The organism is Mycobacterium sp. IDUB_36 (assembly GCF_055419225.1).
In genome coordinates this window covers 219,497-245,872 of the sequence record NZ_JBVAXH010000002.1, presented here as the reverse complement: position 1 = coordinate 245,872, position 26,376 = coordinate 219,497, and the positions used below count along the sequence as shown (strand labels likewise).

The window sequence follows — 26,376 nt, the reverse complement described above, 5'->3', positions numbered from 1 at the left end:
TGTAACGTGACCACCGTGAATGTCTCCCGGATGTATTCCTCGGTTGGGCTCGCTGCCTGCGCCGCAGCAGCAGTCCTCGCAGTGGCCGCATGCAGTTCCGACAAGCCGGCGTCGTCGCCGAGCACGTCGTCTTTCGCCGCACCGGCCATGACCGCCGCCGAATCACCGCCGGCAACCGCCGACTCCGGCTGCCCCACTCAGGCGCCTGGCGAAGAGGGCAACCCGGAGTGGACCTTCAGTGGTGCAACCGGCAGCATCGGCGTGACCGGGTCCACGGACAAAGCCGCTCCTCGGATCACTGTGACCCAACCGTTCAGCGTGACCGAGACCGAGGTGCACACGCTCCGTGCCGGAGACGGCCCCGTCGTGGCGCCCACAGCCACCGTTTCGGTCTGCTACATGGGTGTCGATGGGCGCGACGGCAAGGTGTTCGACAGCGCGTATGAGCGCGGCACCCCGGCCCAATTCCCGCTCGACGGAGTCGTTCCGGGCTTCCAGAAGGCGATCGCCGGACAGAAGGTCGGCTCCACCGTCGCCGTGGCGATGAGCTCAGCCGACGGATACCCCGAAGGTCAGCCGCAGGCGGGAATACAGAAGGGCGACAGCCTCATCTTCGCGATCAAGATCCTCACCGCCGGAAGCTGAGCGCCGGCTCGGTGGCGCTATGTGAGAACGGGCCGAAGGCTTTCCAAGCTGTCGAACAAGTGCCAGACGTAGTTCGAGGACCCGTTTTCGCGATGCGCATGAAGATCGGTCAATTGCGGGTCGTTGCAATACGAGTCGAAGGCCGCCCTGGACTCCCACTCCACGAGGATGAGCACCCGGCGGGGCTCGACGTCGCCGAGGATCGCTTCCTGGAATTGCCCGAGCGCGACAACGCGGCCGCCGTGCGCACCGACGTGTTCCGGTGAGCGACGCGCATATTCCAGATATTCGGCACGATCAGCAACGTCGAACAAGTTCAGCGCGTAGATGGACACTCCAGCACACTACGCCGGTCGGCACTGCCGACCGATCGACCTGATCACTGCGGGTGGGACGCGATGTATTCGGCGGCCGGGATCGGCGACGCGGCAGCATAACCGATGGGCAGCAACACATCTCCCGATGTGGTCCGGCAATAGACATCCCACCGGTAGTAGCCGCTGAACGCGGCCGGATCGCCGCCGATCAGCGCCGCATACTGATTGACGGCGCGCACGTACTCGGCGGCGTGGTTGTAGCGGTAGAGGGCGTGGTCCCGGTCGCCGGCGAAATTGTTCGCAGCCAGATACCGCCCGGCCGCACTGATGCTGTCACGCGGAGAGTGGATGTCACCGCCCTGTCCGTAGGCCGCGAAAGTCGACGGCAGGAACTGCATGGGTCCCTGAGCGTCCGCGGTGCTCACACCGTCGATGCTGCCCAGTCGGGTCTCGACCAGATTGATCGCGGCCAGATAGTTCCAGGACACCCCGGTGTCCGACTCCGCCTGGTGATAGAAGCCCAACAACTGGTCGGCCGGAGCCGGCGCGACGATCCGCCAGGCCGGCAACGTCGTGCGGGCCGGGGTTATCGCGTTGAGCGCACGCCGAGCGTCGACGTTGCGGTCGTAGACGTCGAGCAGCGCGGCAGGAATGCGCGGTCGGGCGACGGCGTCCCAGTCAGGGTGCAACCCGATCGCACGGTAGGCGGCTTGCTGGCGATGTGCTGCCGCCACCAGCGCGGCGTCCCCGGACGACGGGTCGCGCAGGGTGTGTTCGTCGGCGACCAGATCGTCGGCCGCCTGCCCGGGATTCGACGCCAGCCGGGGCTGGGCACCCTCGGGCGGCTTCGGCGCTGCCGCAACCGTCATGGTGGTCGGTGGGTTCGGGTCCGCCGCGGCCCGTGGCGCCTGCGGACCGGGCGGGTGTGAACAGCCGGCCAGCACGAGCAGGATGACGCCGAGCATCGGCAGCGCGATCAAGCGGTGACGGCCCATCTATGTGCTTTCTGGCTAGACAGCCGCTGACAGTGCGGCAATGCACATCAAATCACGGACCGGACAGATGCCGCGGCGAGAATCCCCGGCGATGTCTGCACCCCATGCTCGCTGGCTCCGCTACCACACATCGGATCTGAGTATAGTCTAGTATATCCAGCATGACGCCACCGCTGCCCCGCCGCCTCGCCGAGCACCCGACCGTTCGGAAAGTGATCGCCGAACGGGCCGATCGACCACAACGAAGCGACGTTCTCGACGCCGACTGGCTCAGAACGATCTGCTTGGCAGCCGGTGCCGACGACGTGGCGTTCGCGTCGGTGGACAATCCCGACCTGGCGTCCGAGATTCCCCACGTTCAGCAAGCCCTGCCCGGCGCGCGAAGTTATATCTCCTTGGTAGTCAAGATGAATCGCGAAAATGTTCGATCGACAGCGCGCAGCGTGGCCAATCAGGAGTTCCACCGCAGTGGCGAGATTCTCAACGAGGCCGCGCGCGACATCACCCGCATCCTGGAGGATCGGCGCTACCGCGCGCTCAATCCATCGGCCACCTTTCCGATGGAGATGGATCGATTCCCGGGCCGCATCTGGGTGGTGGCTCACAAACCTGTCGCCGTCGCCGCCGGACTCGGCGTCATGGGTATCCACCGCAACGTCATCCACCCGAAGTTCGGCAACTTCGTTCTGCTCGGCACGATTCTCGTCGACGCCGAGATCAGCTCCTACGGTCAGCCTCTCGACTACTCCCCGTGCCTCGAGTGCAAGCTGTGCGTGGCGGCCTGTCCGGTCGGGGCGATCGGCAAAGACGGCGAATTCGATTTCTTCGCCTGCTCGACGCACAACTACCGGGAGTTCATGGGTGGCTTCACCGATTGGGCGCAGACGATCGCCGACAGCGCCGACGCGGACGATTTCCGGACTCGGGTCAGCGACTCCGAAAACGCCTCGATGTGGCAGAGCCTGTCGTTCAAGCCCAACTACAAGGCCGCTTACTGTCTTGCCGTGTGCCCGGCCGGCGAAGACGTCATCGAGCCGTATCTCGACGACCGCAAGGACTTCATGGATCGCGTGCTCAAACCCTTGCAGGACAAGCGGGAAACGCTCTACGTCCTGCCGAACTCAGCCGCCAAGCAGTACGCGGAGAAGCGCTTTCCGCACAAGCCGGTGAAGGTGGTCGACGGTGGAGTCGTCGGTCGCGGCCAGCGGTAGGTCGGCCTAGGGCACGTCCGGCGGTGGCCAGTGCGAGCCCGGGGACACGTCGCCCGGTTCGCCGTGTTCGCCGCGGGCCAATGGCACCCACTGCTCCGTCGGCGCCGGCTGCTTCGACGACGGGAAGTCGCGCAGCTGGCCGGACGGTTGAGCATCCCATTTCGCGAACGTCAACGGTGTCTGCAGCCAGGCGTGCAGCAGGTTGTAGGTCGCCTCGAGGGACTCGATGTGGGTGCGCTCCCAGCCATGACTGCCGTCGAGGCCGAAACCGACGAGCGCGGCGCGGGTGCCCGCACCGGCCTCGATCGCGGCCGCGGCGTCGGATCGGTAGTAGCGGAAAACGTCTCGCGCGTAAGGGATTTTGTGTTCCTCGGCGAGACGGCACAGCTTACGGGTCAGGTGATAGTCGAACGGGCCGTGCAGATCGGCCATCGGAATCGTGACGCCGTCCTCGATGGAGTGCTGGCCCGGGGCGCACACCGCGTTGTCGACCGAGACGAGCTCGGCGACGTCGGCCGGCAGCCCGTCACTGGCTCCGTGGCCGACTTCCTCGGTGATCGTGACCATGATCGTGGTGCGATGCGGGAGCACGACCTTGCGTTCGGAGAAGTTGCGCGCCAAGGTCAGCGCCACCGCGACCCCGGCCTTTCCGTCCAGGTGACGCGACACGATGAAACCGTCGGCAGCGAGCTCAGGGCTGGTGATCAACCCGACGAAGTCCCCCACCGCGATGCCGAGCCGGACGAGGTCCTTGCGCGAGGACACCTTGCGATCGATCCGGACTTCGACGTGCTCCCAGTCGGTTGGCTGCGTGTCGATCTCGTCGCCGAAAGCGTGGCCGCTGGCCTTGAGCGGCATCACCGTGCCGGTGATGAACTCGTCCGGGTCGTCGCTGAAGATGCGCACACGCGCACCGGTGGCGAAGCGCGCCGAGAAGGTGCCGACGGGGATCAGCTCGAGGCGCCCGTTGTCCTTGAGCGAGCGCACCATGCAGCCGATGGTGTCGGCGTGAACGACGACTGCGCGGTCGGTGGTCTCCGACTTTCCGGGAAGTTCGGCGATCAACGCGCCGCGACGGGTCAACGAGAAGGGCACGCCGAAGTCGTTGAAGATGTCACCGATCAACTGCATCACCACGTCGGTACGCCCGGACGGGCTCGGGGTCTGCAGCAGAGCCAGCAGCGTATCGATCATCCACGCGCGGTCGGACTCGGGCATGGCCGCGGTTTTGCCCACGTTGTCTCCCTTGTGCTTGTTCCCGATTCAGATCCAATCAGCACCGTTGCTGGATAGTCGGGTCCGTCAAGCTGCCCCGACACGTACCGTCGAACGTAGTGGTCAGGTTTCAAGACCAACGTCTCGGGTGATACCTCACGCCATGGACAAGACGGGTTTCATCGAGAGTCTGAACGAGGATCTGGGCACCGAGTATCAATCGATTGTGCAGTACATCCAGCACGCGGCGACGATCAAGGGACCCGAGTATCACTCGATTGCCGAGGAAATCGACACCCACCTCTCCCAGGAGCTCGAGCACGCGAAGATCCTGGCCCAGCAGATCGACTTCCTGGGTGGCAAGCCGACGGTGAAGGTGCCTGAGGTGCCCGACGTTGCGGACGGTGTTGCCGCCCTCAGGGCGGACGTGGAGTTGGAACAGCGCCAGCTGGAGCGGTACCGGAAGCGGGTGGTGGAAGCCAACGAGCTCGGCCTGCCGGACGTGGCTGAGGCGCTTCGCCCGTTGCTCCAGCAGACGCAGGACCACGTGCGGGAGCTGCAGGACGCCCTCGAGGGTTGATCCACGATCGGCGGTCGGTGGCTGGCAGTATGGCGGCATGGCTGTCACCGAATCTCGCGAGATCGTCATCGAGGCATCGCCCGACGAGATCATGGATGTGCTGTTCGATCTCGAGTCGTTGACCGAGTGGTCGTCGACTCATCAGCAGGTCGAGGTGCTCGAGCGCGACGAGCAGGGGCATCCGACCAAGTCGCGTCAGGTGGTGAAGATCGTGGGCGTCACCGATGAGCAGGTGCTGGACTACTCGGTTCACGACGACGGAGTCAGTTGGACGCTGGTCAGTTCGAAGCAGCAGCGCGCTCAGCAGGGCCGCTACACGTTGAGTGCCGACGGCGATTCCACCCGGGTCAGTTTCGAGCTGACCGTCGATCCGACCATTCCGATCCCGGGATTCCTGATCAAAAAGGGTGCCAAGGGTTTGATGGAGACGGCCACCGACGGCCTGCGGAAACGGGTCCTGAAGATCAAGCGTGGCGACGCTTAGCTCGGTGGCCCGAACCACCTGTTGAGCGCTGCGACGAGTCCCGCGTCGCGGTCACTGCCGGCCCACGCCACGTGGCCGTCGGGCCGCACCAGCACCGACGCCGGATTGTCGAGCACGCCGAGCGCCGGAATGTCCCAGGCTCCAGCGTATTTCGCGTCGACGACGGCCACCCGGTCGATCCATCCGGAAGCATCGAGACCGCCCGGCTCGCCGAAATTGATCAGCGCCGCGCGACCACCGTGCAGGAGAGTGAAGGCCCGCACCGGGCCGTTGTTGGTGACGATGTCCAGATCCGGCATCCGGCGACCGACCAGGGGATGTTCAGAGCCCAGGTCGTAGCGGATATCCAGGCCGGACATCATCGCGGCGAAACGACGACGCGGCTCGTCCATCGCCAAGAGGTCAGACATGATGTCGTGCAACGCTTTTACGCGATCATCGGTGGGGTGACGCAGCAGATGCATCTGCGCCATCGTGTTGCGCAACACCCGCGCGGCAACCGGATGACGTTCGGCGTGGTAGGTGTCCAGCAGACTGTCCGGTGCCGACCCGTTGGCCACCAGGGCCAGCTTCCATCCGAGGTTCATCGCGTCCTGGACACCGGTGTTCAAACCCTGGCCTCCGATCGGGTGATGCACATGTGCGGCATCGCCCGCGAGAAGGATCCGGCCGTCGCGATACGCCGCGGCCTGCCGGGCCATGTCCGTCGACCTGGAAATCCAAGCGGCACTGTGGATTGCGTAATGCGGCCCGTATACCGCTGCGACCGCTTCACGCAGCTCGGCCAGGGTTGGATCGCCGCCGCCAAGGTGTTCTTCGGTCACCATCACCCGAACGGGTTGCCCGTCGGCCGGCTCGCTGAGTGCGTGCACGCCCACGTCGTCGTGACGAACCCCCCACTCGGGTTCGCCCCCGGTGTCGACGGTCATCTCGACTTCGGCGAGCAGATAGCTCATCGTCGGGTCCCATCCAAGAAAGCCGATGCCTGTCGACTTTCGTACGACACTGCGTCCGCCGTCGCAGCCGGCCAGGTAGTCGGCTCGCAGTCGCCGTTCGTCGGACAGCCGAACGTCGACCCCGTCGGGTCCCTGCGTGACACCGGCGATCTCGCATTCGCGGTAGATCGGGACCTCCAGCTCGCCGATCCAGTCAGCCAGGATCCGCTCGATCTGGTTCTGCCACAACGCAAGTCCGTAGGGATGCCGAGTGGGAAAGTCGCTGATGTCGAGCCGGATCTGGGCGAACCCCGCGAGTTGCGCCGGCTTTCCTGCGGCCAGAAACCGATCCGCGATCCCACGCTGATCCAGAACCTCGATGGTGCGTGCATGCAATCCGCCCGCCCGCGAACCGGTCAGATCCTGATTGGCCCGCCTTTCGACGATCGCCGTGTCGACGCCGGCCAGGGCTAATTCCCCGGCCAGCATCAGCCCCGTCGGCCCTCCCCCGGCGACGATCACGGCATGTTCCGGGCCTGCGTCAACGCTCACTGGCAACCTCTCCGACGTGCTGAGTTTCGGCTTCGGCCAGCCATTTTGGAGCACGACCCCGGTCTTGCGGCAAGCCCACGGGTCCGCTATATGTTGAAGGTGAGGGCGGAGGCCTTTTTCTTCTGTGCGCGTGGAGCGCTAATCGGTCTGCTTAATTCTTGACCAACTCCAGATCAGGTCTTGACTGACTCCAGATAAGCGCGGCATATTTGGGTTCGTGTCGTCGACGTCGACGGATTACCCGGCGCAGCTTCGGATGGCCGACCTGCGGGTGACCCGACCCCGGGTCGCTGTGCTCGAAGCTGTTCACGAACATCCGCACGCAGACACCGAGACCATTCTGTCGGCCGTTCGCGGCGGCCTGCCCGATGTCTCGCGCCAAGCGGTATACGACGTCCTCAACGCGCTGACCGCCGTCGGACTGGTTCGACGGATCCAACCGCTGGGCATGGTCGCCCGTTACGAGTCGCGCGTCGGCGACAACCACCATCACGTCGTGTGCCGATCCTGCGGCGTGATCAACGACATCGACTGTGCGGTCGGCGAAGCGCCGTGTCTGACGCCGTCTGACGACGACAACGTCTTGGAGGGCTTCGTTCTCGATGAGGCCGAAGTCATCTACTGGGGTCTGTGCCCCAACTGTTCGACTGCTTCCCCCCGATCACAACCGTGATCACAGCCCGTCACACCCACCGCTGAAAGGAACACTGTGTCATCCGACGTAACCCACAAGGGCAGCGAAAGCGAGAACCCGGCACTGTCCGCGCCAGAGCCGAAATCGCATGCACCACTGACGAACCAGGACTGGTGGCCGGATCAGGTCGACGTCTCGAGGCTGCATCCGCAGGTGGCGCAGGCAAATCCCTTCGGTGACGGGTTCGACTACGCCGAGGCGTTTTCCGGCCTCGACGTCGACGCGCTCAAGGCCGACCTGGTGTCGGTGCTGACCACCTCGCAGGACTGGTGGCCGGCCGACTACGGACACTATGGCGGCTTCTTCATCCGGATGAGCTGGCACGCCGCGGGCACCTACCGCATCTACGACGGTCGTGGCGGTGGCGGCCAGGGTCTGCAGCGTTTCGCCCCGCTGAACAGTTGGCCCGACAACGGCAACCTGGACAAGGCTCGACGGCTGCTGTGGCCGGTCAAGAAGAAGTACGGCAACAAGGTCTCCTGGGCTGACCTCCTGGTGCTCGCGGGCAACGTGGCCTTGGAATCGATGGGCTTCAAGACCTTCGGGTTCGCCTTCGGGCGCGAAGACGTCTGGGAACCGGAAGAGATCCACTTCGGCGAAGAGGGCGAGTGGCTGGGCACCGACAAGCGCTACTCCGGAAAGCGGGATCTGGCACAGCCTTACGGTGCGACCACCATGGGCCTGATCTACGTCAATCCCGAAGGACCGGAAGGCAAGCCGGATCCCGTCGCGGCCGCGACCGACATCCGGGAAACGTTCGGCCGGATGGCGATGAACGACGAAGAGACCGCCGCGCTGATCGTCGGTGGGCACACCTTCGGCAAGACTCACGGCGCCGGCGATGCCGAACTGGTCGGGCCGGAGCCCGAGGGGGCTCCGATCGAGCAGCAGGGGTTGGGTTGGAAGAGCGCGTATGGCAGCGGTAAAGCCGAGGACGCCATCACCAGCGGTCTCGAGGTGGTGTGGACACCCACGCCGACCAAGTGGGACAACACCTACCTCGAGACGCTGTACGGCTACGAGTGGGAGCTGACCAAGAGCCCGGCCGGCGCGTGGCAGTTCACCGCCAAGGACGGCGCCGGTGCAGGCACCATCCCCGACCCGTTCGGTGGGCCGGGTCGCGCCCCGACGATGCTGGTCACCGACGTCTCGATGCGTGAGGACCCGATCTACCGCGAGATCACCAAGCGGTGGTTGGATCACCCCGACGAGCTGGCGGACGCGTTCGCCAAAGCGTGGTACAAACTGCTGCACCGTGACCTGGGACCGATCTCCCGTTACCTCGGTCCCTGGGTGCCGGAGCCGCAGTTGTGGCAGGACCCGGTACCGGCGGTCGACCACGAGCTGGTTGACGGCAACGACGTCGCGGACTTGAAGAAGAAGGTCCTCGACTCCGGTCTGTCGGTGCCGCAGTTGGTGAAGACCGCGTGGTCGTCGGCGGGCAGCTACCGCAACACCGACAAGCGCGGTGGCGCCAACGGTGCACGCATTCGCCTTGAGCCGCAGCGGAACTGGGAGGTCAACGAGCCCTCCGAGCTGAGCAAGTCGCTCGCGACGCTGGAGAGGATCCAACAGGACTTCAACGGCTCCGCCGCCGGCGGCAAGAAGATCTCGCTGGCCGACCTGATCGTGCTGGCCGGCTCTGCGGCGGTCGAGAAGGCGGCCAAGGAAGCCGGTTATGAGATCGAGGTGCACTTTGCGCCGGGTCGCACCGACGCATCGCAGGACAGCACCGACGTGGAGTCGTTCGCGGTGCTGGAACCTCGCGCCGACGGGTTCCGCAACTACGCGCGTGCCGGGGAGAAGGCGCCGTTGGAGCAGCTCTTGGTCGAGCGGGCTTACCTGCTCGGTGTGACCGGTCCGGAGCTGACCGTGCTGATCGGTGGCCTGAGGGCACTCGGCGCCAACCATGGCGGCAGCAAGCACGGTGTGTTCACCGAGAAGACGGGTGTGTTGACCAACGACTTCTTCGTCAACTTGCTCGACATGAACACCGAGTGGAAGGCGTCGGAATCCGCGGAGAACGTCTACGAGGGTCATGACCGGTCCTCAGGTGCGCTGAAGTGGACCGCGACCGCCAATGACCTTGTATTCGGCTCGAACTCGGTGCTGCGTGCGCTGGCCGAGGTCTACGCGCAGGACGACAACAAGGGCAAGTTCGTGGAGGACTTCGTCGCCGCGTGGGTCAAGGTGATGAACAACGACCGGTTCGACCTGAAGTAGACACGATCGTTCAGCACGGCGCTGCGCCCCGCGAGCTTCGGTTCGTGGGGCGCAGTGCTGTGGCGCTGCACACCAGCGCCGACGGATCCCGGATACCGCGGTGGCATTATGAGAGCGTGAGTCTGCTGGCGCGGAACAACGTGCGGATCGCCGGAGTCGAGGGCGGTCCCGCGATCATGCTCGCTCACGGCTTCGGGTGTGATCAGAAGTTGTGGCGGCTGGTCGAAGCCCGACTGGCATCGAACTTCACACTGATCCTGTTCGATCACGTCGGTTGTGGCGCATCGGACCCCTCGGCCTGGAACCCGACGCGTTACGCGCAGTTGCAGGGCTACGCCGACGACATCCTCGGGATCGTCGACGAGCTGGACGTGCGCGAGGTGACATTCGTCGGTCATTCGGTGGCCGCGATGATGGGGGTGCTCGCCGTCGCGACCGATCCGAGCCGCTTCGCCCGACTGGTCCTGCTCACTCCCTCACCGTGCTACCTCGACCAGGGTGACTATCGCGGCGGCTTCTCTCGCACCGACATCGACGACCTCCTGGACTCGCTCGAGAGCAACTACCTGGGGTGGTCGAAGTCGATGGCGCCGGTGATCATGGGTACACCGGATCGGCCTGAACTCGTCGACGAGCTCACTGACAGCTTCTGTCGCACCGACCCGGCGTGCGCGCGAGTATTCGCGAGGACCACTTTCCTGTCCGACAACAGAGCCGATCTTCCTCGAGTGTCGTTGCCCACCTTGGTAATTGAATGCGCACAGGACACGTTGGCGCCCCGCGAGGTCGGCGCCTACGTCCAGCAACGAATCGAAGGCAGCGAACTGGTCACACTCGACGCCGTCGGCCACTGCCCCCAGCTCAGTGCTCCGGACGACACCGCCGAGGCCATCGCCGCGTTCGCCGGCACGACGTGACGTCGGAGCCGGTCCTGAGCGAAAGCGCCGGGGACCTCTATGAGAACGCGCCCTGCGGCTATGTGGTGGCAGGCCCTGATCGAAGCATCCTCAATGTGAACACCACGCTGTTGACGTGGCTCGGATTCGAGCGAAACGCGTTGATCGGCAAGCCTTTCACCGATCTGTTGGCGGTGGGTAGTCTCATTCACTACGAGACGCACTTCGCGCCGCTGTTGCAGCTGCAGGGCCAGCTTGCCGGGGTTACGGTCGATCTGAAGACCGCAGACGGTAGTCGACTTCCGGTATTCGTCACCGCCAACGTCAAGTCCGACAGCGAGGGCCGACCGGTCCTGATGCGCATCACGTTTCACGACGCCGGCATCCGTCGTTCGTACGAGCGGGAACTCCTCGACGAGCGTCAGCGGGTCGAGAGCGAACGCGTGCGGGTCCAGCTGTTCGCTCGGACCCTGCAGCGTACATTGTTGCCGCCCTTGCTTTCACCCCCGCAGGGGCTGAATGCGGCCGCCCTCTACCACGCCGCCTCTGCCGACGACGTCGGCGGCGATTTCTACGATCTGTTCCCGCTGGCACACGACAAATGGGCGTTCTTCATCGGGGACGTGAGCGGCAAGGGTGCCGGTGCCGCTGCGGTGACTTCACTGACCCGCTACACGTTGCGGGCCGCGGCGGCGTTCGACGCCGACCCGATCGTGGTCTTGCAGAACCTGCACACGGTGCTCAGCCAGGAGTTCCGTGACACCGTCAATCAATTCGCCACAGTCGTTTTCGGTATCCTCAACCCGACTGAGGGCGGATTCGACGTCCACCTCGCCAGTGGCGGTCATCTTCCCCCACTGGTTCTCGGCGCGGACGGCGCGGCGCGGTACGCCGACCTCATCGGCGGGCATCCCGTCGGGATACCGATGGAGCCGCGTTTCGTGGATACCCGGATTCGCCTCGGAGCGGGCGACACGTTGGTCCTGTACACCGACGGGTTGACCGAGGCGCGGGTCGGCCGCGGCGCCGAGCGTTACGACTTTCACGGAGCACTACTGGAATTCGCTGCCGAGCAGGCGCCGGCCACCGCTTCGGAGATTGTGGCGGCGATTCAGTCGTTGCTGGATGGCTTCGGTTCAGGTCTGGAGGACGACGTCGCCGTGTTGGCGCTGGGCGTTCCGGGATGAAATGTGTGCTGGCGGCATACGGCAGTCGGGGTGATGTCGAACCGTGCGCCGTAGTCGGGCAGGAGCTGCAGCGTCGAGGCCACGACGTCCACATCGCGGTCCCGCCCAACCTGCTCGCTTTCGTCGAACTGGCTGGGCTCTCCGCTGTCGCCTACGGACCCGACTCCCATGCGCAACTCGACGGCGCGGCCGGCTTCTTCGGAGGCCACGTCAGCAACCCCTACGGCGCGTTGCCCGAGATCGTGGAGCGAGTCAGCCACGTCTGGCTGGACAAGGGCACGGCGCTGGCGTCGCTGGCCGAGAACGCCGACCTACTCGTTGCCGGCATGAACGAGCAGCGCCTTGCCACCAATATCGCCGAATACCGCCGTATTCCGTTGGTAGCACTGCATTTCTTCCCGTCGCGCATTCATCCGGCCGGGGTGCTGCGGTCGCAGCTGGCAGCGCGCTGCGAGCAGCCGCTGCGCCAGTCGCTGAACTTGCCCGAGACGGCGGAGCCGGCGGCGCCTTTGCTCGAGATCCAGGCCTACGACGAGCGTTGCCTGCCCGGTCAACCTGCCCAATGGGCCGAGCCCGGCAAGCCATTCGCCGGGGCGCTCACCCTGGAAGCGTCGACGCAGGACGACGACGCGGTGTCGTCGTGGATCGCCGAGGGTACGGCCCCCATCTATTTCGGGCTCGGCAGCACACCGATCTCACCCCCCGCCGACATCGTCGAGACAATGATCGCGGCCACCGCTCAGTTGAACGAGCGGTTACTTATCTGCGCGGGGCCCAACGACCTGTCCGAATACGACCACTTCGACCACGTGAAAATCGTCGGTGCGGTCAACCACGCGTCAATCCTGCCCGCCTGCCGGGCGGCGGTCCACCACGGCGGGGCGGGAACGACCGCGGCCGCGATGCGTGCCGGTGTGCCGTCGCTGATTCTGTGGCTGTGGCTCGACCAACCGGTGTGGGCCGCGGGGATCGAGCAACTGCAGATCGGTGCTGCGCAGAGTTTTTCGGAGGTCACGCTGGATTCGCTGATCGTCAATCTGTCGGCCGTCCTCACGCCGGAGTGCATCGCCCGGGCCCGCAATATTGCCAACCAGATGATGACACCGCACGAAAGCGCCTCCTGCGCCGCCGATCTCGTAGAGAGCGTCGCGGACGCCGGCTAGCTCATCGATCCAGATCCCACTGCCCGTAATCTGCGGCCAGCACCTCATCGACGTCGATGTGTATGCCGCCGAGCAGCGGCCCGGGGTTCGATGAGCTGTTGACGATCTCCTGGTAGAGCACCGCGCCGGGCTCGCGCTGGCCGTGCGACCAGGTCCTGGTCTGCCACGCCCACCAGTGTCCCGGGGTACTCGATCGGCCGATCACCCCGTCGTTGATCGACCAGCGGCAGGCCTGCGCGTGGCCGTAGATGCCGGTGCGCTGGGCCCCCAGCACCGAGTTGATCCCGCGAAACCAGTTGACTGCCAGATTGTTCCAGGTATCGATGTTGATATCGTCGTCGACGCTGAAGAATATCGGCGCTGAGTTGCTGCCGCCGGCCGCGTTGTGAAGTCCCAATGCGGTGTGCGCGTCGGCGGCGCCCCCGTCGAATCCGCGGGTGAAGTCGGACGGCGCGGTCCCGCCCGGCTTCCCGTACTGGAAATTGCTGACGATGTGCAATCCCGCGCCGCGCAGGGAGTCGGCGTACCCCCGGGTCAAGGGTTTGGCCTCGAAGTGAGCACCCGGTCGTGCCTCGGATACGTAGTTCACCACACCGATGTATCCGGCGGATTTGATCTCCTCCGGTGCGATGCGGCGCTCGGCGAAGTCGATCAACCTGGGATTGTCGGCGCGGGCCGTCGGCGCGCCGAGGGTTGCGCCCAGTGGGGCCATACTCAGTGCCGCAGCGTATTTGGCCAGATCGCGTCGCGAGAACATCGCTGCCTGCCTAGTGCGTGAGCAAGGCGGCCGCGCTCCACGGTCGCTTGCCGGGGTGTCGTGGATCGGGTTGGGGTCCCCACGCGGCCGGCCGCATGAAGAACGGCAGGCGGCGGAATCGGTTGGCCGCCAACAGTAGTGACTCAGCCTCCAGCACCGTCCAGCCGAGGTCCTCGAAGTAGGCCAGCCCGTTCTCGGGCGCGAATTTGAACGGCGCATTCTGCAGCATTCCGGACATCTTCTTGTTCATCATCTGCTTCAACCGCACGCCGCCGAAGTCCAGCATCCACCACTTCACCTCATCGCGTGTGAACGAGGCCGAAAGCGCCGCAACGTCATCGGCGTCCAGGTAGTGCAGCAATCCCTCGGTCAGCACCAGAGCTTTGTGGACACCGTCGAGAGCCTCGTCGAGGAACGCTTGACGGGCCTTCGGATCGGCCAGATCGACGGCCGTTCGGGTCAACCGGCAGCGCGGTGTCTGGTCGGCGAGCAACTCCGTCTTCTCTCCCAGCAGCGGCGCGAGGTCGGCCTCGATCCAGGGAAAGTCCGACGGCAGATCCAACCGATACGGGCGAGTGTCCAAGCCGGCTGCCAAGTTCAACACCCGGTCGCACCCGTCGGCGATCGCTGCGGCGATGGCGTCGTCGATGAGCTTGGTCCGCGCGACCAGCCACCAGCCGCTGCGACTCGTCCTCGGCGTTTCGGCGACGATCGCGCGACCCTGCTCCCCCGCGAGGCGGTCGGCGAGCGGATCGTGGAAGAGCGCATCGGGCCGCGCCGATTCGGTTGCCCGGTACAGGGCCGTCCACCTGGCTGTGTCGGAAACGTGGGTGATCAAATGTCCGGCGTCTGCCATACGTTGCGTTATAGCACTCGGTTGCTGGTGGAACCGGGGTCGGGTCGTGTACAAGGGTTGGATGGACGTTCCGGCTGTCGGGGCCGCCAATGCGTCCGCGCTGCGCGAGGCGATGGTCCGTCGGCTGCATCGTCGAGCGGTGGTGACGGCGCAGATCACGGTGCCGGCGGTGCCGAGCCTGATCGACGAATACATCAAGATGTGCGACAACATCTTTGCCGCTTCAGGTGTGCGGTACACCGACGAGCAATCCGCGCAATTGCGCTCCGTGCTGTCCGCCGAGTTACTCAGGGCCTACACCGCCTCCTCGCGTTCGAACATCGTGATCTCGTTTCACGCCCCCTTCGGCATCGGGATGAACTACCGGATCACAACGGAATCCGTGACCCTCGGTGGTGCGTACGACGGTTGGGTGGACAGCCGTGAGGGGCCGCTGTTCGGTACCGAGCCGGACGCCAAGGTGTGGGCGTTGGCCGGCGCGATGGCCGATCCCGGTCGTCACCCGGTACTCGACATCGGTGCCGGAACAGGCCGCAACGCATTGGCCTTGGCGCGCCGCGGTCATCCGGTTGATGCGGTCGAGATGAGCCCGAAGTTCGCCGAGATCATTCGGGCGGCGGCCGAGCGCGAGTCGCTGCAGGTGCGCGTGCTCAACGGCGATGTCTTCGAGACGATGGACGGGGTGCGCCGCGACTATCAGCTCGTCGTCCTGGCGGAGGTGGTCCCGGACTTCCGGACCACCGGCGAGCTGCGTGGGATCTTCGAACTCGCCGCCGACTGCCTGGCGCCGGGAGGACACCTGGTGTTCAACGCTTTCCTGGCGCGAGAGGGCTACACCCCGGACGCCGCGGCGCGCGAACTCGGGCAGCAGTGCAACACCATGATCTTCACCCGTGACGAATTGGCCTCCGCGACAACCGCTTTGCCACTCTCTCTCACCGAGGACGATTCGGCGTACGAATACGAGAAATTGCACCTCCCCGACGGCGCCTGGCCACCCACGAGTTGGTTCGACGGCTGGGCCAACGGCCTCGATGTATTCGACGTCGCGCGGGAAGAATCACCAATCGAGTTGCGCTGGCTCGTCTACCGGAAGCAGTGAGGTTCGACAACGATGAGCGATGCGATTCAGCACGTCGACGCGAACGGACTCGACTTCGCCTACCTCGAAGACGGCTCCGGACCATTGGTGTTGATGCTGCACGGGTTTCCCGACACGGCGCACACGTGGGACGATCTGCGCGCTCGCATCGCGGGAAAGGGATATCGCGCGGTCAGCCCGTTCATGCGAGGGTATTCGCCCACGGCGATCCCGCCCCGCGACGCGGACCAGGAGACGCTGGCGCACGACGCCCTCGGCCTGATCGAGGCGCTGGGGGCCACCGAGGCTGTCGTGATCGGCCATGACTGGGGAGCTTCGGCGGCCTACGGTGCCGCGGCTCTGGCGCCTGAACGGGTGAGGAAGCTGTTCGTCGTCGGGATCCCGCACCCGGCCGCGCTCAAGCCGTCACTCGGGAAGCTCTGGGGTGCCCGGCATTTCGTGACGTACAAACTGCCCGGCGCGCCGAAAAGGTTCGCTCGCAACGACTTTGCAGCGCTGCCCGAGATCTATCGGAGGTGGTCGCCGCAGTGGCGTCCCGATCCGGATGAATTCGAGGCGGTGCGGGCGAGTTTCTCCGACAGCGCGAGTGTGAACGCGGCGTTCGGCTACTACCGTAAACTTTCGCCGATCCCCAGCGCGTCGCTGAAGAAGCGCATTGCCGTGCCTACGGTGGTGTTCGCCGGGCGCGGCGACCCCGTCGTCGAACCGGCCGATTACCGGCACGCCGCCCGCATGTTCACCGGCGCCTACGTCGTCGAAGAAGTCGACGGCGGCCACTTCATGCATCGCGAGCACCCCGACGCGTTCGCAGAACGGCTGCTCGAGCACCTGTAACCGGACCGGACAACGGAAGCTACCGTTCGCCCCCGATCCGAATCCGGCTGCTAGGGTCCTGTGCCTATGCCGGAAATGGATCGTCGCGCCCTGCTTTTGATGACAGGAGTCGGCGTGCTGGCAGCCGCGGTTCCGGTCCCGGAGGCGCGTGCCCACCCCCGGCCGCCGACGGCACCCGCGGGCGGCTACATATTCTCCGACGAGTTCGACGGCCCGGCGGGCTCAGCGCCCGACTCGTCGAAGTGGGCGGTGGCCAAGGCCCGCGAGACGATCAAGGACCCGACGCACTGGGAACTGCCGGAGAACATCGGCCAGTACCGTGACGACCGTCGCAATGTCTTCCTCGACGGCAAGTCGAATCTGGTCCTCAAAGCCGCCAAGGACGGGCCCACCTTCTACAGCGGGAAAATCCAGAGCCATTGGCGCGGTGGTGTCGGCCACACCTGGGAAGCGCGGATCAAATTCGACTGCCTGACGGCCGGCAGCTGGCCCGCGTATTGGCTGGGCAATGACGACCAGGGCGAGATCGACATCGTCGAGTGGTACGGCAACGGGAATTGGCTGCCGGCCACCACCGTGCACGCCAAAGCCAACGGCGGCGAGCATGTGTCCGAGCGGATTGCCATCGACAGCGCGTGGCACACCTGGCGCTGCCAGTGGGATACAACCGGCATCCGGTTCTGGAAGGACTACAGCGAGGGCGCGGCGCCGTATTTCTCAGCGTCTGCGGACTCACTGCCGGATTGGCCGTTCAACGGACCCGGTTACACCGTCTACCCGGTGTTCAACCTCGCAGTCGCCGGGTCCGGCGGCGGCGATCCCGGCCCGGGCAGCTATCCGTCGCAGATGCTGGTCGACTACATCCGGGTCTGGTGACGGGTCTCAAGCAACGAAAAACGGGGCGAACCCGAAGGTCCGCCCCGTCATCGATTGAGCTCAGAAGCCGTTGCAGGTGGCAGCGACGTTGTTGATCACCGGGTAGAACAGGCTGGCCTGGCCTGGGTGGCGGGCCGCCTGCTGGTCGGCCTTCACCCGGCGGGCATCGGGTCCCGAGGCGAGGTAGTCCTGCAGGAAGGACTGTGCATCGGGGTGGCTGTCGAGCATGCTGGCGTAGCTCGGGTTCTGCTGGGCCAGTGCTGCGTGCACCTGGTTGTAGTTGCAGGTGGTGTTGATTGCCTGCTCCGACAGCCCGTCCGCGGACGCGATCCCTGCGCCTACGAGCGCCGACAGGGCCAGACCCCCAAATACACCAGCCAGTTTGCTCATTGAACGCGTGACCATATGTGGAACACCTTCCGGATTACGAACCGCCGAACTTCGGCGTCGAGATCCTCAGTTTAGCGGAAGGATTCACCCGCCAACCTCGTCGAGCGTTGGACTCATGAACCTCACAGGTCACACTTAGCTTTGCGTAGCCCGGGTATTTTCCGAGTATGACACGGGTTCCGGTCCGAAACCTGGCGGTGGACTTGTACCGCGTATGCGGGGTGATCCTGATCGTGCTGGGCCACTGGCTGGCCGGATCGGTGACGTATCGCGACGGGTCCTTCGGTCGGCAGAACCCGCTCGAGGATCAGCCGTGGACGCAGTGGCTGACCTGGGTTTTCCAGGCGGTGCCCACGTTCTTCGTGGTCGCCGGCTATGCGGCCGCAGTCTCGTGGGGTCATCGTCGGGCCGACGACGCGATGTCGGGGCGCGGTTGGGTGCGGCATCGGCTCGCCCGGGTTCTGGGTCCGTCGGCGGTCTACGTCGCAGTGGTGTCGGCAATCGTGGTCAGCTGTGAGATCACCGGCGCGGCGGGGGCGCTCCTCGAGTACGCGGGTTGGGCCGTGGCCATGCACCTGTGGTTTCTCGCCATGTACGTAGTGATGGTTCTGGCCACGCCGACAGCGATTGCGGCGCAACGTCGCTGGGGACTCCGGGTGCCGGTTGGGCTCGGGCTGGGTGTCGTCGCCGTCGACGCCGCCGCACTGGCCGGCCACGTCCCGTATCTGAACTGGCTGAATTACCTGCTCTGCTGGGGACTGCTCTACCAACTCGGAATTGCCTGGCAAAGCGGATTTTTGGCAGGTCGCAGGCCGTTACTGCTGGCCGTCGGATCGGCGTGCGCGCTGTGGCTGCTGATCTGGATCGGCCCCTACCCGGTCAGCATGATCGGCGTCCCCGGCCTAACCGTGCAGAACACCGAACCGCCTTCGACCGCGATGCTGGCGTTCGGCTGCGCTCAGGCCGGGCTGGTCATCAGCCTCGCGCCCGCGGTCAACCGCGCACTGCGCCCGGTGGCGATCCAGCGGGTGTTGGGGCCGGCCAATGACAACGTGATGGCCCTGTATCTGTGGCACATGATTCCGGTGGTGTTGGTGGCGGTCGTCGCTTACCCGGCCGGGTTGTTGCCGCAACCGGCCGAGGGCGGCCTTGACTGGTGGCTCGGCCGATTGGAATGGGTGAGCATCCTGAGCGTGGTGACCGTCGCCGAGCTGGCGTTGTTGTGGTGGGGCCGACGCTTCTTCGCCGCTCCCCTGCCCGAGCTTGCCGCCACCAACCGCCGCTGGGCCGCTCCGCTGGTGCCAGCCGGTGCGCTGATGACCGCATACGGCTTCGGATCGTTGGCAGCGAAGGGATTCGCGCCGGACGGGCACTTTCCGTGGCTCACCGCAGTGGTATTCGCCGGTGGAGCACTGCTGGTCGCACTGTGTTCCTACGACCGAACCGCCCTGACGGCAATTCCGTTGCGACAGTGAATATTCGGCGACTACCCCACGAACGTAGGTAGCCGCCGGTCGATTCAGGATGAGGCTTTGAGCGCTTCCAGCGCCGCGTCGTAATTCGGCTCCTGGGCGATCTCGGGCACCAATTCCTCGTAAGCGACGTTTCCATCGGCCCCGATGACCACGACGGCGCGGGCGAGCAGGCCGGCGAACGGGCCGTCGGCAATAGTGACGCCGTAATCCTGACCGAAGCTGTCACGGAATGCCGACCCGGTCTGGACGTTCTCGATGCCCTCGGCGCCACAGAAACGCGCCTGGGCGAACGGCAGGTCGTTGGAGACGTTCACCACCGAGACGCCGCCGGCGGCCGCACTCTCGTTGAACTTGCGCACACTGGTGGCGCACACCGGGGTGTCCACTGACGGAAAGATGTTCAGCAACACCGGCTTACCCTGGAACTGCTCGCTGTTGACTGCGCCGAGATCGGATCCGGTCAAATTGAAAGCGGGGGCCGGGGCTCCGACGGCCGGCAGGTCACCGACGGTGTTGATGGTGTTTCCACGCAAAGTTATCTGTGCCATGCGCACAGTCTGCCAACCACCGCGAAGCGGTGTCGGGTCGGGGCCGATCCAAGGACGTCGAACCGGCCGCGCGCCACGCGGGTTGGGCTGCAGGTTCCGGGGTCGTCTCTATATATTGTCTGACTGTGCCAGAGATGAATCGACGCAACGTCGTGATGACGTTCGGGGCCGGCGCCCTCGCCGCCGCGATCCCCGCTCCCCAGGCCCGCGCCTACACCTCCCCGCGGGTGCCGGCTCCGACCGCACCCGCACCCGGCGCGCAAACCGGCGGCTACCTGTTCCACGACGAGTTCGACGGCCCCGCCGGCTCGGCGCCCGACCCGTCGAAGTGGGCGGTGTCTTCCAACCGCACGCCGATCAAGAATCCGGTCGGTTTCGACCGGCCCGAGTTCTGGGGCCAGTACCGCAACAGCCGGGAGAACGTCTTCGTCGACGGCAACTCGAACCTGGTGCTGCGCGCGACCCACGACGGTAACAAGTTCTTCGGCGGCCTGATCAGCGGCAACTGGCGCGGCGGCATCGGCACCACCTGGGAAGCCCGGATCAAGCTGAACTGCCTCACCGGTGGCGCCTGGCCGGCATGGTGGCTGTCCAATGACTTTCCGGGCCGCGAGGGCGAAGTCGACCTGATGGAGTGGTACGGCAACGGGGAATGGCCCGCCGGCACCACCGTGCACGCCGATCCGTACGGCACTGCCTTCGAGACCCAACCGATCGGCGTGGACGGCGGCTGGCACACCTGGCGGGTGACCTGGAACCAGGGCGGTTTCTACTTCTGGGAAGACTATGCCGACGGCAAGGAGCCGTATTTCACCGTGCCGTCCACCGGCATCGAAGATCTCAACGACCCCATTCGGAAATGGCCGTTCAACGACCCGGACTACAACTTGTTCCCGGTGCTGAACCTCGCGGTAGGCGGCTCGGGCGGCGGCGATCCCGCGTCCGGCAGCTACCCGGCCGAGATGCTGGTCGACTGGGTGCGCGTCTTCTGACCTGTGCTGCCGGTCAGCGCCGCGACTGACGCACCTTGTACGTCGACGGCCACGAATGGCGGCTCTCGTCGCCGACCAGCGCCGTGCCCTTGCCGCCGACCTTGACGGCGTACGCCTCTTCGCCTGCGCCGACTTCGCGATTGGCGTGCTCCTGGGCCAGGTAGTACAGCTCGTCGATGGTCGCCTCGTGATAGGCGACGAACGTGGTCTTGCGTTCGATGTCACCGGCCGAGGCGGTCATCCAGTCGGGCAGGATCCGGGTGGCCAGCGCCCCGAGGCCGAACAGTGTGAACGGCACCACCCAGTAGCCGAGATAGTCCACCGGCCTGTGCGCGTTCAGGATCGACGCTTCGGAGGTCGTGATCGGCGGAACCGCTGACGACACCGTCATGCCGGCGAACACCGCGACCCAGATCCAGGTCAGCCGGGTGCTGATCTGGCCGAACACATCGCTGTTGACCACGGCCGGCGGCTGATTCGCTGCGGCGTACTCGTGCGGGAACGCGGCCCCGAACTGCCGCCCGGCCAGAGTGGCCAGCAGTAGGCCCGCGAAACTCAGCGGCAGCGCCCAGCCCAGCAGGACCGGCCGGCTTGCCAGCAGGGTCACCAGCGTGATGATCAGAAACGTTGTGCCGGAACCAATTTCCAGCGAGCGTCGCGGTGTCCGGGTGAGGTATCCGGCGACCAGTCCGGCGACGGCGAGTGCGAAGGCGACCGCAGCCGCGACGAGCAACGGTGCGTTGCCGACCAGAACCCAGTAGACGATCCACGGCGCGAAACCCAACAAAATTCCCACGATCAGTCAGTGTATGAGCGGGTGGACGCCGACGGTGGTGTCGGGGTAGCCGAGCGGCTAAGAATTGCGGTTGACGGCATGGCGGCTCGGCTAACCTGAGCGCGTGCCAGACCCACAGCTACCGGCGGAACGCCTGCTGAGCGGCATCCGGCGCACTCCGGCCCAAACCCGGATTCTCGTCGCGGCGCTGGAGCTGTTCGCCGATCACGGCGTCAGCGGAACGTCGTTGCAGATGATCGCGGACGCCGTCGGGGTCACCAAGGCCGCCGTCTACCACAAGTTCAAGACCAAGGAAGAGATCGTGACCGCCGTCGCGGAGATGGAGATGGCGGCTCTGGAGGGTGCGCTGGATGCGGCCGAGGCCCAGACGGATTCGGTGCGAGCCCGAAAGGTGTTGCTGACTGAAGTCGTCACGATGGCCGTCGAGCGCCGCCGCTGGGTGATGAGCCTGCAAAACGACCCGGCGATGATGCGGGTGCTGGCCGAGCACGCGCCGCTCCGCAACCTCACCACCCGCCTGTATGCGATCCTGCTCGACGAATCCGACGACACCGAGGCCCGGATCGCTGCGGCGATGTTCTCCGGCGCGATCGCCGGCACGGTGATCAACCCCCTGGTCGATGGAATCGACGACGACACCCTGCGCTCGGTGTTGATCCATCTCCTGGCGCGCATGTTCACGCTGCCCGACTAGATCGTCGGCTGCGGCCGGCGCCGACCTGAAAGCCGTTCAGGTGGTGAGCTTTTGCGCCAACTCCCACGCGGCGTCAGCCATCTGTCGGTAGCGCTCGCGATACTCGTCGGTGCCCGCGCGCGAATCCGCCGCGTTGCCGTCCAGGCCCCGGCGCCACACCCCGGCGGTGATCGAGGCCAACCGGAACATCGAGAACACCACGAAGACGTCGAGCGATTCCGGGAGCGACCGGCCGGCGTGCGCGCAGTAGCTCTGCAGGAATGCCCGTTGATCGGGAAGTCCTGTGCCGGTGAGGTCTTCGCCGAGGACGCCGCTTCGTCCACTGGGTCCGCCGGGCACGTGATACGTCACGCAGAAATATCCGAGGTCGGCCAGCGGGTCACCGATCGTCGACAGCTCCCAATCCAGCACCGCGACCACCCGCGGCTCGGTCGGATGCAGTAGGACGTTGCCCAAGCGGTAGTCGCCGTGTGCGATGCACGCCGGTTCGTCGTCCGGCGGCAAGTGTTCGGGAAGCCACGACGCCAGCAGGTCCATTGCCGGCATGTCCTCCGTCCTCGCCGCTTCCCATTGCCTCGTCCACAACGCCACTTGGCGCCGCATATAGCCCTCCGGCCGACCGAAACCTTCGAGTCCGACGGCCCGCCAATCCACGCCATGCAGCGCCGCCAGAACCCGCGCCAGATCCTCGTAGACCGCTGCGCGGTGCGCGGGGGTCTCGTCGCGCAGCACCCGATCGGGAAAGACCCGTCCTGGTACGTGATCCATAACGAAAAACGTTGTGCCCAAAATAGATTCGTCATCGCACAACAGGCGCATGCGCGGCACCGGGACGTTCGTCTCGGCCAGGGCGGCCATCACCCGGTGCTCACGCTCCACCTCGTGGGCGCGGGGCAGCAGCTTGCCCGGCGGCTTCTTGCGCAGCACGAACTCGCCACCCGCGGTGTGCAGATGAAACGTCGGATTACTCTGGCCGCCCTGAAACTGGCGCACCTCCAGCCGGCCGTCGAACTCGGGTAGCCGGCCGCGCAGATAACGACCCAGCGCCGCTTCGTCGAAGCGATGAGCGGGCAGTACCGGCACCAGCTCAGCAACACCCGGCATTCGTTGCCCCCTGTCGTCGACCCGCGGCTGCGAGAACCCTACCCAGGCGAGAAATCAGATGGCCCGATTCCGGTCGGCAGGTGGCGTCGACGCCACTTTCTGACGGTTCGTTCTGGATTAGGGTCCGGCTATGGATATCTCATGCGCTTTCGCCACCTCGTCGGACACTCCGGCGCACGTCGCGCTTGCGGAAACCCTCGGCTATCAACGCGCCTGGCTCTACGACTCCCCCGCGCTGTACCCCGATGTGTGGATGATTCTGACGCGATGTGCCGAGCGCACATCGCGCATCGGGCTGGGGCCGGGTGTGCTCGTCCCGAGCCTGCGGCACCCGATGGTCAACGCGGCCGCCATCGCCGAGCTCGTCGCGCAGGCACCGGGGCGCGTCGCGGTGGCCGTCGGTTCCGGCTTCACCGGCCGGTTCTCATTGGGCAAGCGTCCGCTGCCGTGGCGGCACGTCGCCGACTACGTCCGCTGCCTGAAATCGCTTCTCGCGGGCGAGACCGTCGAGTGGGAGGGCGCCAAGATCCGGATGATGCAGCCGGCCGGGTATGGGGCCGAGCGACCCGTCGACGTGCCGTTTCTGATCGGCGCGGACGGGCCGAAAGGCCTTGCGGTGGCAGCCGAACTGGGTGACGGTGTGTTCTCGGCGGCGGTACCGCAACCGGACGCGGTCCAGGCGGCCGACTGGCGTGCGCTGCTGTCCTTCGGGACGGTCCTCGACCAGGGTGAGGACGTGACGTCAGCGCGAGTGGCCGATGCGGCGGGACCCGGTGCGGTGGTGATGTATCACGCGATCTACGAGCGGGGCGGCGCAGCCGCGGTCGACGGACTGCCGGGCGGGCGAGAATGGCGTGCGGCGATCGAGGCTGAACCGGACGACGAACGGCATCTGGCGATCCACGAAGGACATCTGGTCCGTGCCAACGCCCGCGACGAACCGTACGTCGCCGACCTCATCCCGATGGCCAGTGCCGCATCGCTGACCGGGACGCCCGACCAGGTCGCCGCCTGGGTGCGGGACCTCGCCGCTGTCGGCGTCACCGAAATCGCCTACCAGCCGGCGGGATCCGACATCGAGCGCGAGTTGCGCGCCTTCGCCTCCGCCGCCGGGATCTCCGGCTGAGTGTTCAGCCGAGCGGCTAATTCGTCCGGATTTCGTCCTCGTACTTCTTGGCCATGTGCGCGACGGCGTCGATCTGGGACTGTGCGAGGCCTTCGCGAACCTCGCTGGCCCGCGTCGCGGCGTCCAGTGTCGGCTGTGCCTGGCCCTGGAAATGCGGCATTACTTCGGCGGCGAACAATTCGGCCGACCGCTTCGTCGCCGACGGGTTTGCCCACTCGTGGCCCATCTGCAGCATGCAGCCGAAACCACCCGACTGGTCCCACATCCGCTGGACTTGCTCGCGCGCCTGCTCCGGGGTGCCGATCACGCCGGCCCCGTTGTCGTTGATCACGTCGATCATCTCGTCGATCTGCTCGCCCGGCATGGTCATCTGCGGAAAGGCCGCGACCTTCTGGAAGTAGTTGAACCACGGCGCGAGGCCGAATTTCACGTCCTCGCGCGCCTGCTTCTCGGTCTCGGCGATGTGGAACGGGCTGACCAGACTCCAATTCCTGCGGTCGACCGTGGTCCCGAAAACCCCGGCCCGCTCCTCGACGATGTCCCAGTGATACTGCAGGGCGTTGAAGCCGTCGACCGTCAGCGTCGCCCCGATCGACAACAGGCCGATGCCATGCTTGCCGGCCAGCCGGGCGCCGGTCGGCGAGGCGACCGCGGCTACGGCCAGCGGGACACCGCCCTCGGAATACGGCGCGAGTTGCAGGCGGGCGTCGTGCAGTTCGTGGGTCGGCGTTTTGGCCGACACCGTCTCCCCGCGCAGCAGCCGGACGAGGATGTCGAGGTTGGTGTCGAGCAGCTCGCGGGTGTCGGTCGGGGTCAACCCGATCATCGCCGAGTCGCTCGGCAGTGACCCCGGACCGACTCCGCCGATCACCCGCCCGTGCGTGAGGTGATCCAGCATCATCAGCCGATCGGCCACCCACAGCGGGTTGTGGTACGCGAGCGATATGACGCCCGTGCACAACTTGATCCACTTGGTCCGCTCGGCCGCCGCGGCGATGAAGATCTCGGGTGACGCAATGATCTCGCTGCCCGCCGAGTGGTGCTCGCCGATCCAGGCCTCGTCGAAGCCGAGGGCGTCGAGGTGTTCGACCAGTTCGAGATCTCGCTGCATGGCCAGCGTGGGGTTGGTGCCCGCGCGGTGAAACGGCGCGATGAAATACCCGAACCTGAGCTTGGCCATGAGCGGTCCCCTAGCAGTCGCGTTGCTCCGACCTTAGTCCCGTTCAACCGTCGGGACTAAGGAGTCGGAGCCGCGAATATGCGAACCACACCGGGCTTGGCCCGGCGACTGTCAGGGGATGTGGATGTTGACGCTCGGTCCACCCGGGATGCTGCCGCCACCGCCGTTGGGGCCGCCGCCACCGGTCGGTCCGCCGGGGATGCTGCCGCCGCCACCGTTGGGGCCGCCGCTCCCAGTGGGTCCGCCGGGGATGACGCCGCCACCACCGTTAGGCCCACCGCCGCCGGTCGGTCCGCCGGGAATGCTGCCGCCGCCGCCGTTGGGTCCACCGGCACCGGTGCCGCCCTCGGTGCCACCGCCACCGCCGGGAGCTCCGCCGCCGGGCGCCCCGGTCGGGGCAACACTCGACGAGGGTGTCGTGGTCGTCGTCGTGGTGCTCGACGGCCCACCCTTGTCGTGGTCGCCGCCGCATCCGACCGCCAACGAGAGTATGGCAGCGCCGGAAAATAGCGTCATGGACATCCGCGCAGACTTCATGTGCAATCCCAA

General features: G+C 66.0%; 28 protein-coding genes. 16 read left to right on the top strand and 12 right to left on the bottom strand.

Going from position 1 to position 26,376, the window contains the following annotated elements; genetic code table 11:
- Positions 1-15 precede the first annotated feature (15 nt).
- Positions 16-645 (top strand): FKBP-type peptidyl-prolyl cis-trans isomerase, encoded by a 630-nt coding sequence (locus ACZYW1_RS19525; RefSeq protein ID WP_463788799.1) that lies wholly within the window; start codon positions 16-18, stop codon positions 643-645.
- Between the two features lie 17 nt (positions 646-662).
- Here the strand turns inward: ACZYW1_RS19525 and ACZYW1_RS19520 are convergent, their stop codons facing one another.
- Together ACZYW1_RS19520 and ACZYW1_RS19515 are read right to left on the bottom strand one after the other, a co-directional pair.
- Positions 663-980: a DUF1330 domain-containing protein gene (locus ACZYW1_RS19520; RefSeq protein ID WP_463788128.1), complete on the bottom strand. Its 318-nt coding sequence runs from the start codon at positions 978-980 to the stop codon at positions 663-665.
- Between the two features lie 44 nt (positions 981-1,024).
- Positions 1,025-1,831: a lytic transglycosylase domain-containing protein gene (locus ACZYW1_RS19515; RefSeq protein ID WP_463788798.1), complete on the bottom strand. Its 807-nt coding sequence runs from the start codon at positions 1,829-1,831 to the stop codon at positions 1,025-1,027.
- 287 nt (positions 1,832-2,118) lie between these two features.
- Between ACZYW1_RS19515 and ACZYW1_RS19510 the strand changes: the two genes are divergently transcribed.
- On the top strand, positions 2,119-3,168 hold the full coding sequence (locus ACZYW1_RS19510; RefSeq protein WP_463788127.1) for an epoxyqueuosine reductase: 1,050 nt from the start codon (positions 2,119-2,121) through the stop codon (positions 3,166-3,168).
- A 6-nt stretch (positions 3,169-3,174) separates the two neighbouring features.
- Here ACZYW1_RS19510 and ACZYW1_RS19505 read toward each other — a convergent pair whose 3' ends face one another.
- Positions 3,175-4,404: an osmoprotectant NAGGN system M42 family peptidase gene (locus ACZYW1_RS19505; RefSeq protein WP_463788126.1), complete on the bottom strand. Its 1,230-nt coding sequence runs from the start codon at positions 4,402-4,404 to the stop codon at positions 3,175-3,177.
- A gap of 142 nt (positions 4,405-4,546) precedes the next feature.
- On the opposite strand from ACZYW1_RS19505, the gene ACZYW1_RS19500 reads away from it, so the two are divergent.
- Both ACZYW1_RS19500 and ACZYW1_RS19495 read left to right on the top strand, forming a co-directional pair.
- The gene (locus ACZYW1_RS19500; protein ID WP_463788125.1) at positions 4,547-4,963 is read left to right on the top strand and encodes a ferritin-like domain-containing protein; all 417 of its coding nucleotides are present in this window, start codon (positions 4,547-4,549) and stop codon (positions 4,961-4,963) included.
- Between the two features lie 37 nt (positions 4,964-5,000).
- Positions 5,001-5,447: an SRPBCC family protein gene (locus ACZYW1_RS19495; protein ID WP_463788124.1), complete on the top strand. Its 447-nt coding sequence runs from the start codon at positions 5,001-5,003 to the stop codon at positions 5,445-5,447.
- Here the strand turns inward: ACZYW1_RS19495 and ACZYW1_RS19490 are convergent.
- The gene (locus ACZYW1_RS19490; protein ID WP_463788123.1) at positions 5,444-6,934 is read right to left on the bottom strand and encodes an FAD-dependent monooxygenase; all 1,491 of its coding nucleotides are present in this window, start codon (positions 6,932-6,934) and stop codon (positions 5,444-5,446) included. The two genes, ACZYW1_RS19495 and ACZYW1_RS19490, sit on opposite strands and share 4 nt — an antisense overlap.
- Before the next feature lie 256 nt (positions 6,935-7,190).
- Here ACZYW1_RS19490 and ACZYW1_RS19485 point away from each other — a divergent pair, with 256 nt between their 5' ends.
- The 5 genes from ACZYW1_RS19485 to ACZYW1_RS19465 all read left to right on the top strand — a co-directional run bounded on the left by ACZYW1_RS19485 (position 7,191) and on the right by ACZYW1_RS19465 (position 13,097).
- A complete protein-coding gene (locus ACZYW1_RS19485; protein ID WP_463788797.1) occupies positions 7,191-7,607 on the top strand; it encodes a Fur family transcriptional regulator in 417 nt (138 codons plus the stop codon).
- 36 nt (positions 7,608-7,643) lie between these two features.
- The gene (katG, locus tag ACZYW1_RS19480; protein ID WP_463788122.1) at positions 7,644-9,851 is read left to right on the top strand and encodes a catalase/peroxidase HPI; all 2,208 of its coding nucleotides are present in this window, start codon (positions 7,644-7,646) and stop codon (positions 9,849-9,851) included.
- A 176-nt stretch (positions 9,852-10,027) separates the two neighbouring features.
- Positions 10,028-10,768 carry an alpha/beta fold hydrolase gene (locus ACZYW1_RS19475; RefSeq protein ID WP_463788796.1) on the top strand — a complete coding sequence of 247 codons (741 nt, stop codon included), beginning with the start codon at positions 10,028-10,030 and terminating at the stop codon, positions 10,766-10,768.
- The gene (locus ACZYW1_RS19470; protein WP_463788121.1) at positions 10,765-11,934 is read left to right on the top strand and encodes a SpoIIE family protein phosphatase; all 1,170 of its coding nucleotides are present in this window, start codon (positions 10,765-10,767) and stop codon (positions 11,932-11,934) included. The genes ACZYW1_RS19475 and ACZYW1_RS19470 overlap by 4 nt, the downstream gene beginning before the upstream one ends.
- Positions 11,931-13,097 (top strand): glycosyltransferase, encoded by a 1,167-nt coding sequence (locus tag ACZYW1_RS19465; protein ID WP_463788120.1) that lies wholly within the window; start codon positions 11,931-11,933, stop codon positions 13,095-13,097. Before ACZYW1_RS19470 ends, ACZYW1_RS19465 begins: the two co-directional genes overlap by 4 nt.
- 1 nt (position 13,098) lies before the next feature.
- Here the strand turns inward: ACZYW1_RS19465 and ACZYW1_RS19460 are convergent, their stop codons facing one another.
- Together ACZYW1_RS19460 and ACZYW1_RS19455 are read right to left on the bottom strand one after the other, a co-directional pair.
- Positions 13,099-13,854 (bottom strand): DUF1906 domain-containing protein, encoded by a 756-nt coding sequence (locus tag ACZYW1_RS19460; RefSeq protein ID WP_463788119.1) that lies wholly within the window; start codon positions 13,852-13,854, stop codon positions 13,099-13,101.
- A 10-nt stretch (positions 13,855-13,864) separates the two neighbouring features.
- On the bottom strand, positions 13,865-14,710 hold the full coding sequence (locus ACZYW1_RS19455) for a class I SAM-dependent methyltransferase (RefSeq protein ID WP_463788118.1): 846 nt from the start codon (positions 14,708-14,710) through the stop codon (positions 13,865-13,867).
- 61 nt (positions 14,711-14,771) lie between these two features.
- On the opposite strand from ACZYW1_RS19455, the gene ACZYW1_RS19450 reads away from it, so the two are divergent.
- From ACZYW1_RS19450 to ACZYW1_RS19440, 3 genes are all read left to right on the top strand, one after another.
- Positions 14,772-15,812 (top strand): class I SAM-dependent methyltransferase, encoded by a 1,041-nt coding sequence (locus tag ACZYW1_RS19450; protein WP_463788117.1) that lies wholly within the window; start codon positions 14,772-14,774, stop codon positions 15,810-15,812.
- A gap of 12 nt (positions 15,813-15,824) precedes the next feature.
- The gene (locus tag ACZYW1_RS19445; RefSeq protein WP_463788116.1) at positions 15,825-16,646 is read left to right on the top strand and encodes an alpha/beta fold hydrolase; all 822 of its coding nucleotides are present in this window, start codon (positions 15,825-15,827) and stop codon (positions 16,644-16,646) included.
- A 66-nt stretch (positions 16,647-16,712) separates the two neighbouring features.
- Complete coding sequence (locus ACZYW1_RS19440; protein WP_463788115.1) at positions 16,713-17,522, top strand: glycoside hydrolase family 16 protein; 810 nt, start codon at positions 16,713-16,715, stop codon at positions 17,520-17,522.
- A gap of 60 nt (positions 17,523-17,582) precedes the next feature.
- Here the strand turns inward: ACZYW1_RS19440 and ACZYW1_RS19435 are convergent, their stop codons facing one another.
- Positions 17,583-17,912 (bottom strand): hemophore-related protein, encoded by a 330-nt coding sequence (locus ACZYW1_RS19435; protein ID WP_463788114.1) that lies wholly within the window; start codon positions 17,910-17,912, stop codon positions 17,583-17,585.
- Positions 17,913-18,079: 167 nt separating this feature from the next.
- Between ACZYW1_RS19435 and ACZYW1_RS19430 the strand changes: the two genes are divergently transcribed.
- Positions 18,080-19,387 carry an acyltransferase family protein gene (locus ACZYW1_RS19430; RefSeq protein ID WP_463788113.1) on the top strand — a complete coding sequence of 436 codons (1,308 nt, stop codon included), beginning with the start codon at positions 18,080-18,082 and terminating at the stop codon, positions 19,385-19,387.
- A 44-nt stretch (positions 19,388-19,431) separates the two neighbouring features.
- Here the strand turns inward: ACZYW1_RS19430 and tpx are convergent, their stop codons facing one another.
- A complete protein-coding gene (tpx, locus tag ACZYW1_RS19425; RefSeq protein ID WP_463788112.1) occupies positions 19,432-19,935 on the bottom strand; it encodes a thiol peroxidase in 504 nt (167 codons plus the stop codon).
- 119 nt (positions 19,936-20,054) lie between these two features.
- Between tpx and ACZYW1_RS19420 the strand changes: the two genes are divergently transcribed.
- Positions 20,055-20,927: a glycoside hydrolase family 16 protein gene (locus tag ACZYW1_RS19420; RefSeq protein WP_463788795.1), complete on the top strand. Its 873-nt coding sequence runs from the start codon at positions 20,055-20,057 to the stop codon at positions 20,925-20,927.
- 13 nt (positions 20,928-20,940) lie between these two features.
- On the opposite strand, the gene ACZYW1_RS19415 is transcribed toward ACZYW1_RS19420, so the two are convergent.
- Complete coding sequence (locus tag ACZYW1_RS19415) at positions 20,941-21,723, bottom strand: hypothetical protein (protein WP_463788111.1); 783 nt, start codon at positions 21,721-21,723, stop codon at positions 20,941-20,943.
- Between the two features lie 103 nt (positions 21,724-21,826).
- On the opposite strand from ACZYW1_RS19415, the gene ACZYW1_RS19410 reads away from it, so the two are divergent.
- The gene (locus ACZYW1_RS19410) at positions 21,827-22,417 is read left to right on the top strand and encodes a TetR/AcrR family transcriptional regulator (protein ID WP_463788110.1); all 591 of its coding nucleotides are present in this window, start codon (positions 21,827-21,829) and stop codon (positions 22,415-22,417) included.
- A 36-nt stretch (positions 22,418-22,453) separates the two neighbouring features.
- On the opposite strand, the gene ACZYW1_RS19405 is transcribed toward ACZYW1_RS19410, so the two are convergent.
- Entirely contained in the window at positions 22,454-23,521 is a 1,068-nt protein-coding gene (locus ACZYW1_RS19405; protein WP_463788109.1) for a phosphotransferase family protein, read from the bottom strand.
- Between the two features lie 130 nt (positions 23,522-23,651).
- Between ACZYW1_RS19405 and ACZYW1_RS19400 the strand changes: the two genes are divergently transcribed.
- Positions 23,652-24,647 (top strand): LLM class flavin-dependent oxidoreductase, encoded by a 996-nt coding sequence (locus ACZYW1_RS19400; protein ID WP_463788108.1) that lies wholly within the window; start codon positions 23,652-23,654, stop codon positions 24,645-24,647.
- Positions 24,648-24,663: 16 nt separating this feature from the next.
- Here ACZYW1_RS19400 and ACZYW1_RS19395 read toward each other — a convergent pair whose 3' ends face one another.
- Positions 24,664-25,827, bottom strand: a complete 1,164-nt coding sequence (locus ACZYW1_RS19395) for an LLM class flavin-dependent oxidoreductase (RefSeq protein WP_463788107.1) — start codon at positions 25,825-25,827, stop codon at positions 24,664-24,666.
- A 111-nt stretch (positions 25,828-25,938) separates the two neighbouring features.
- Entirely contained in the window at positions 25,939-26,349 is a 411-nt protein-coding gene (locus ACZYW1_RS19390) for a hypothetical protein (RefSeq protein ID WP_463788106.1), read from the bottom strand.
- Positions 26,350-26,376 lie beyond the last annotated feature (27 nt).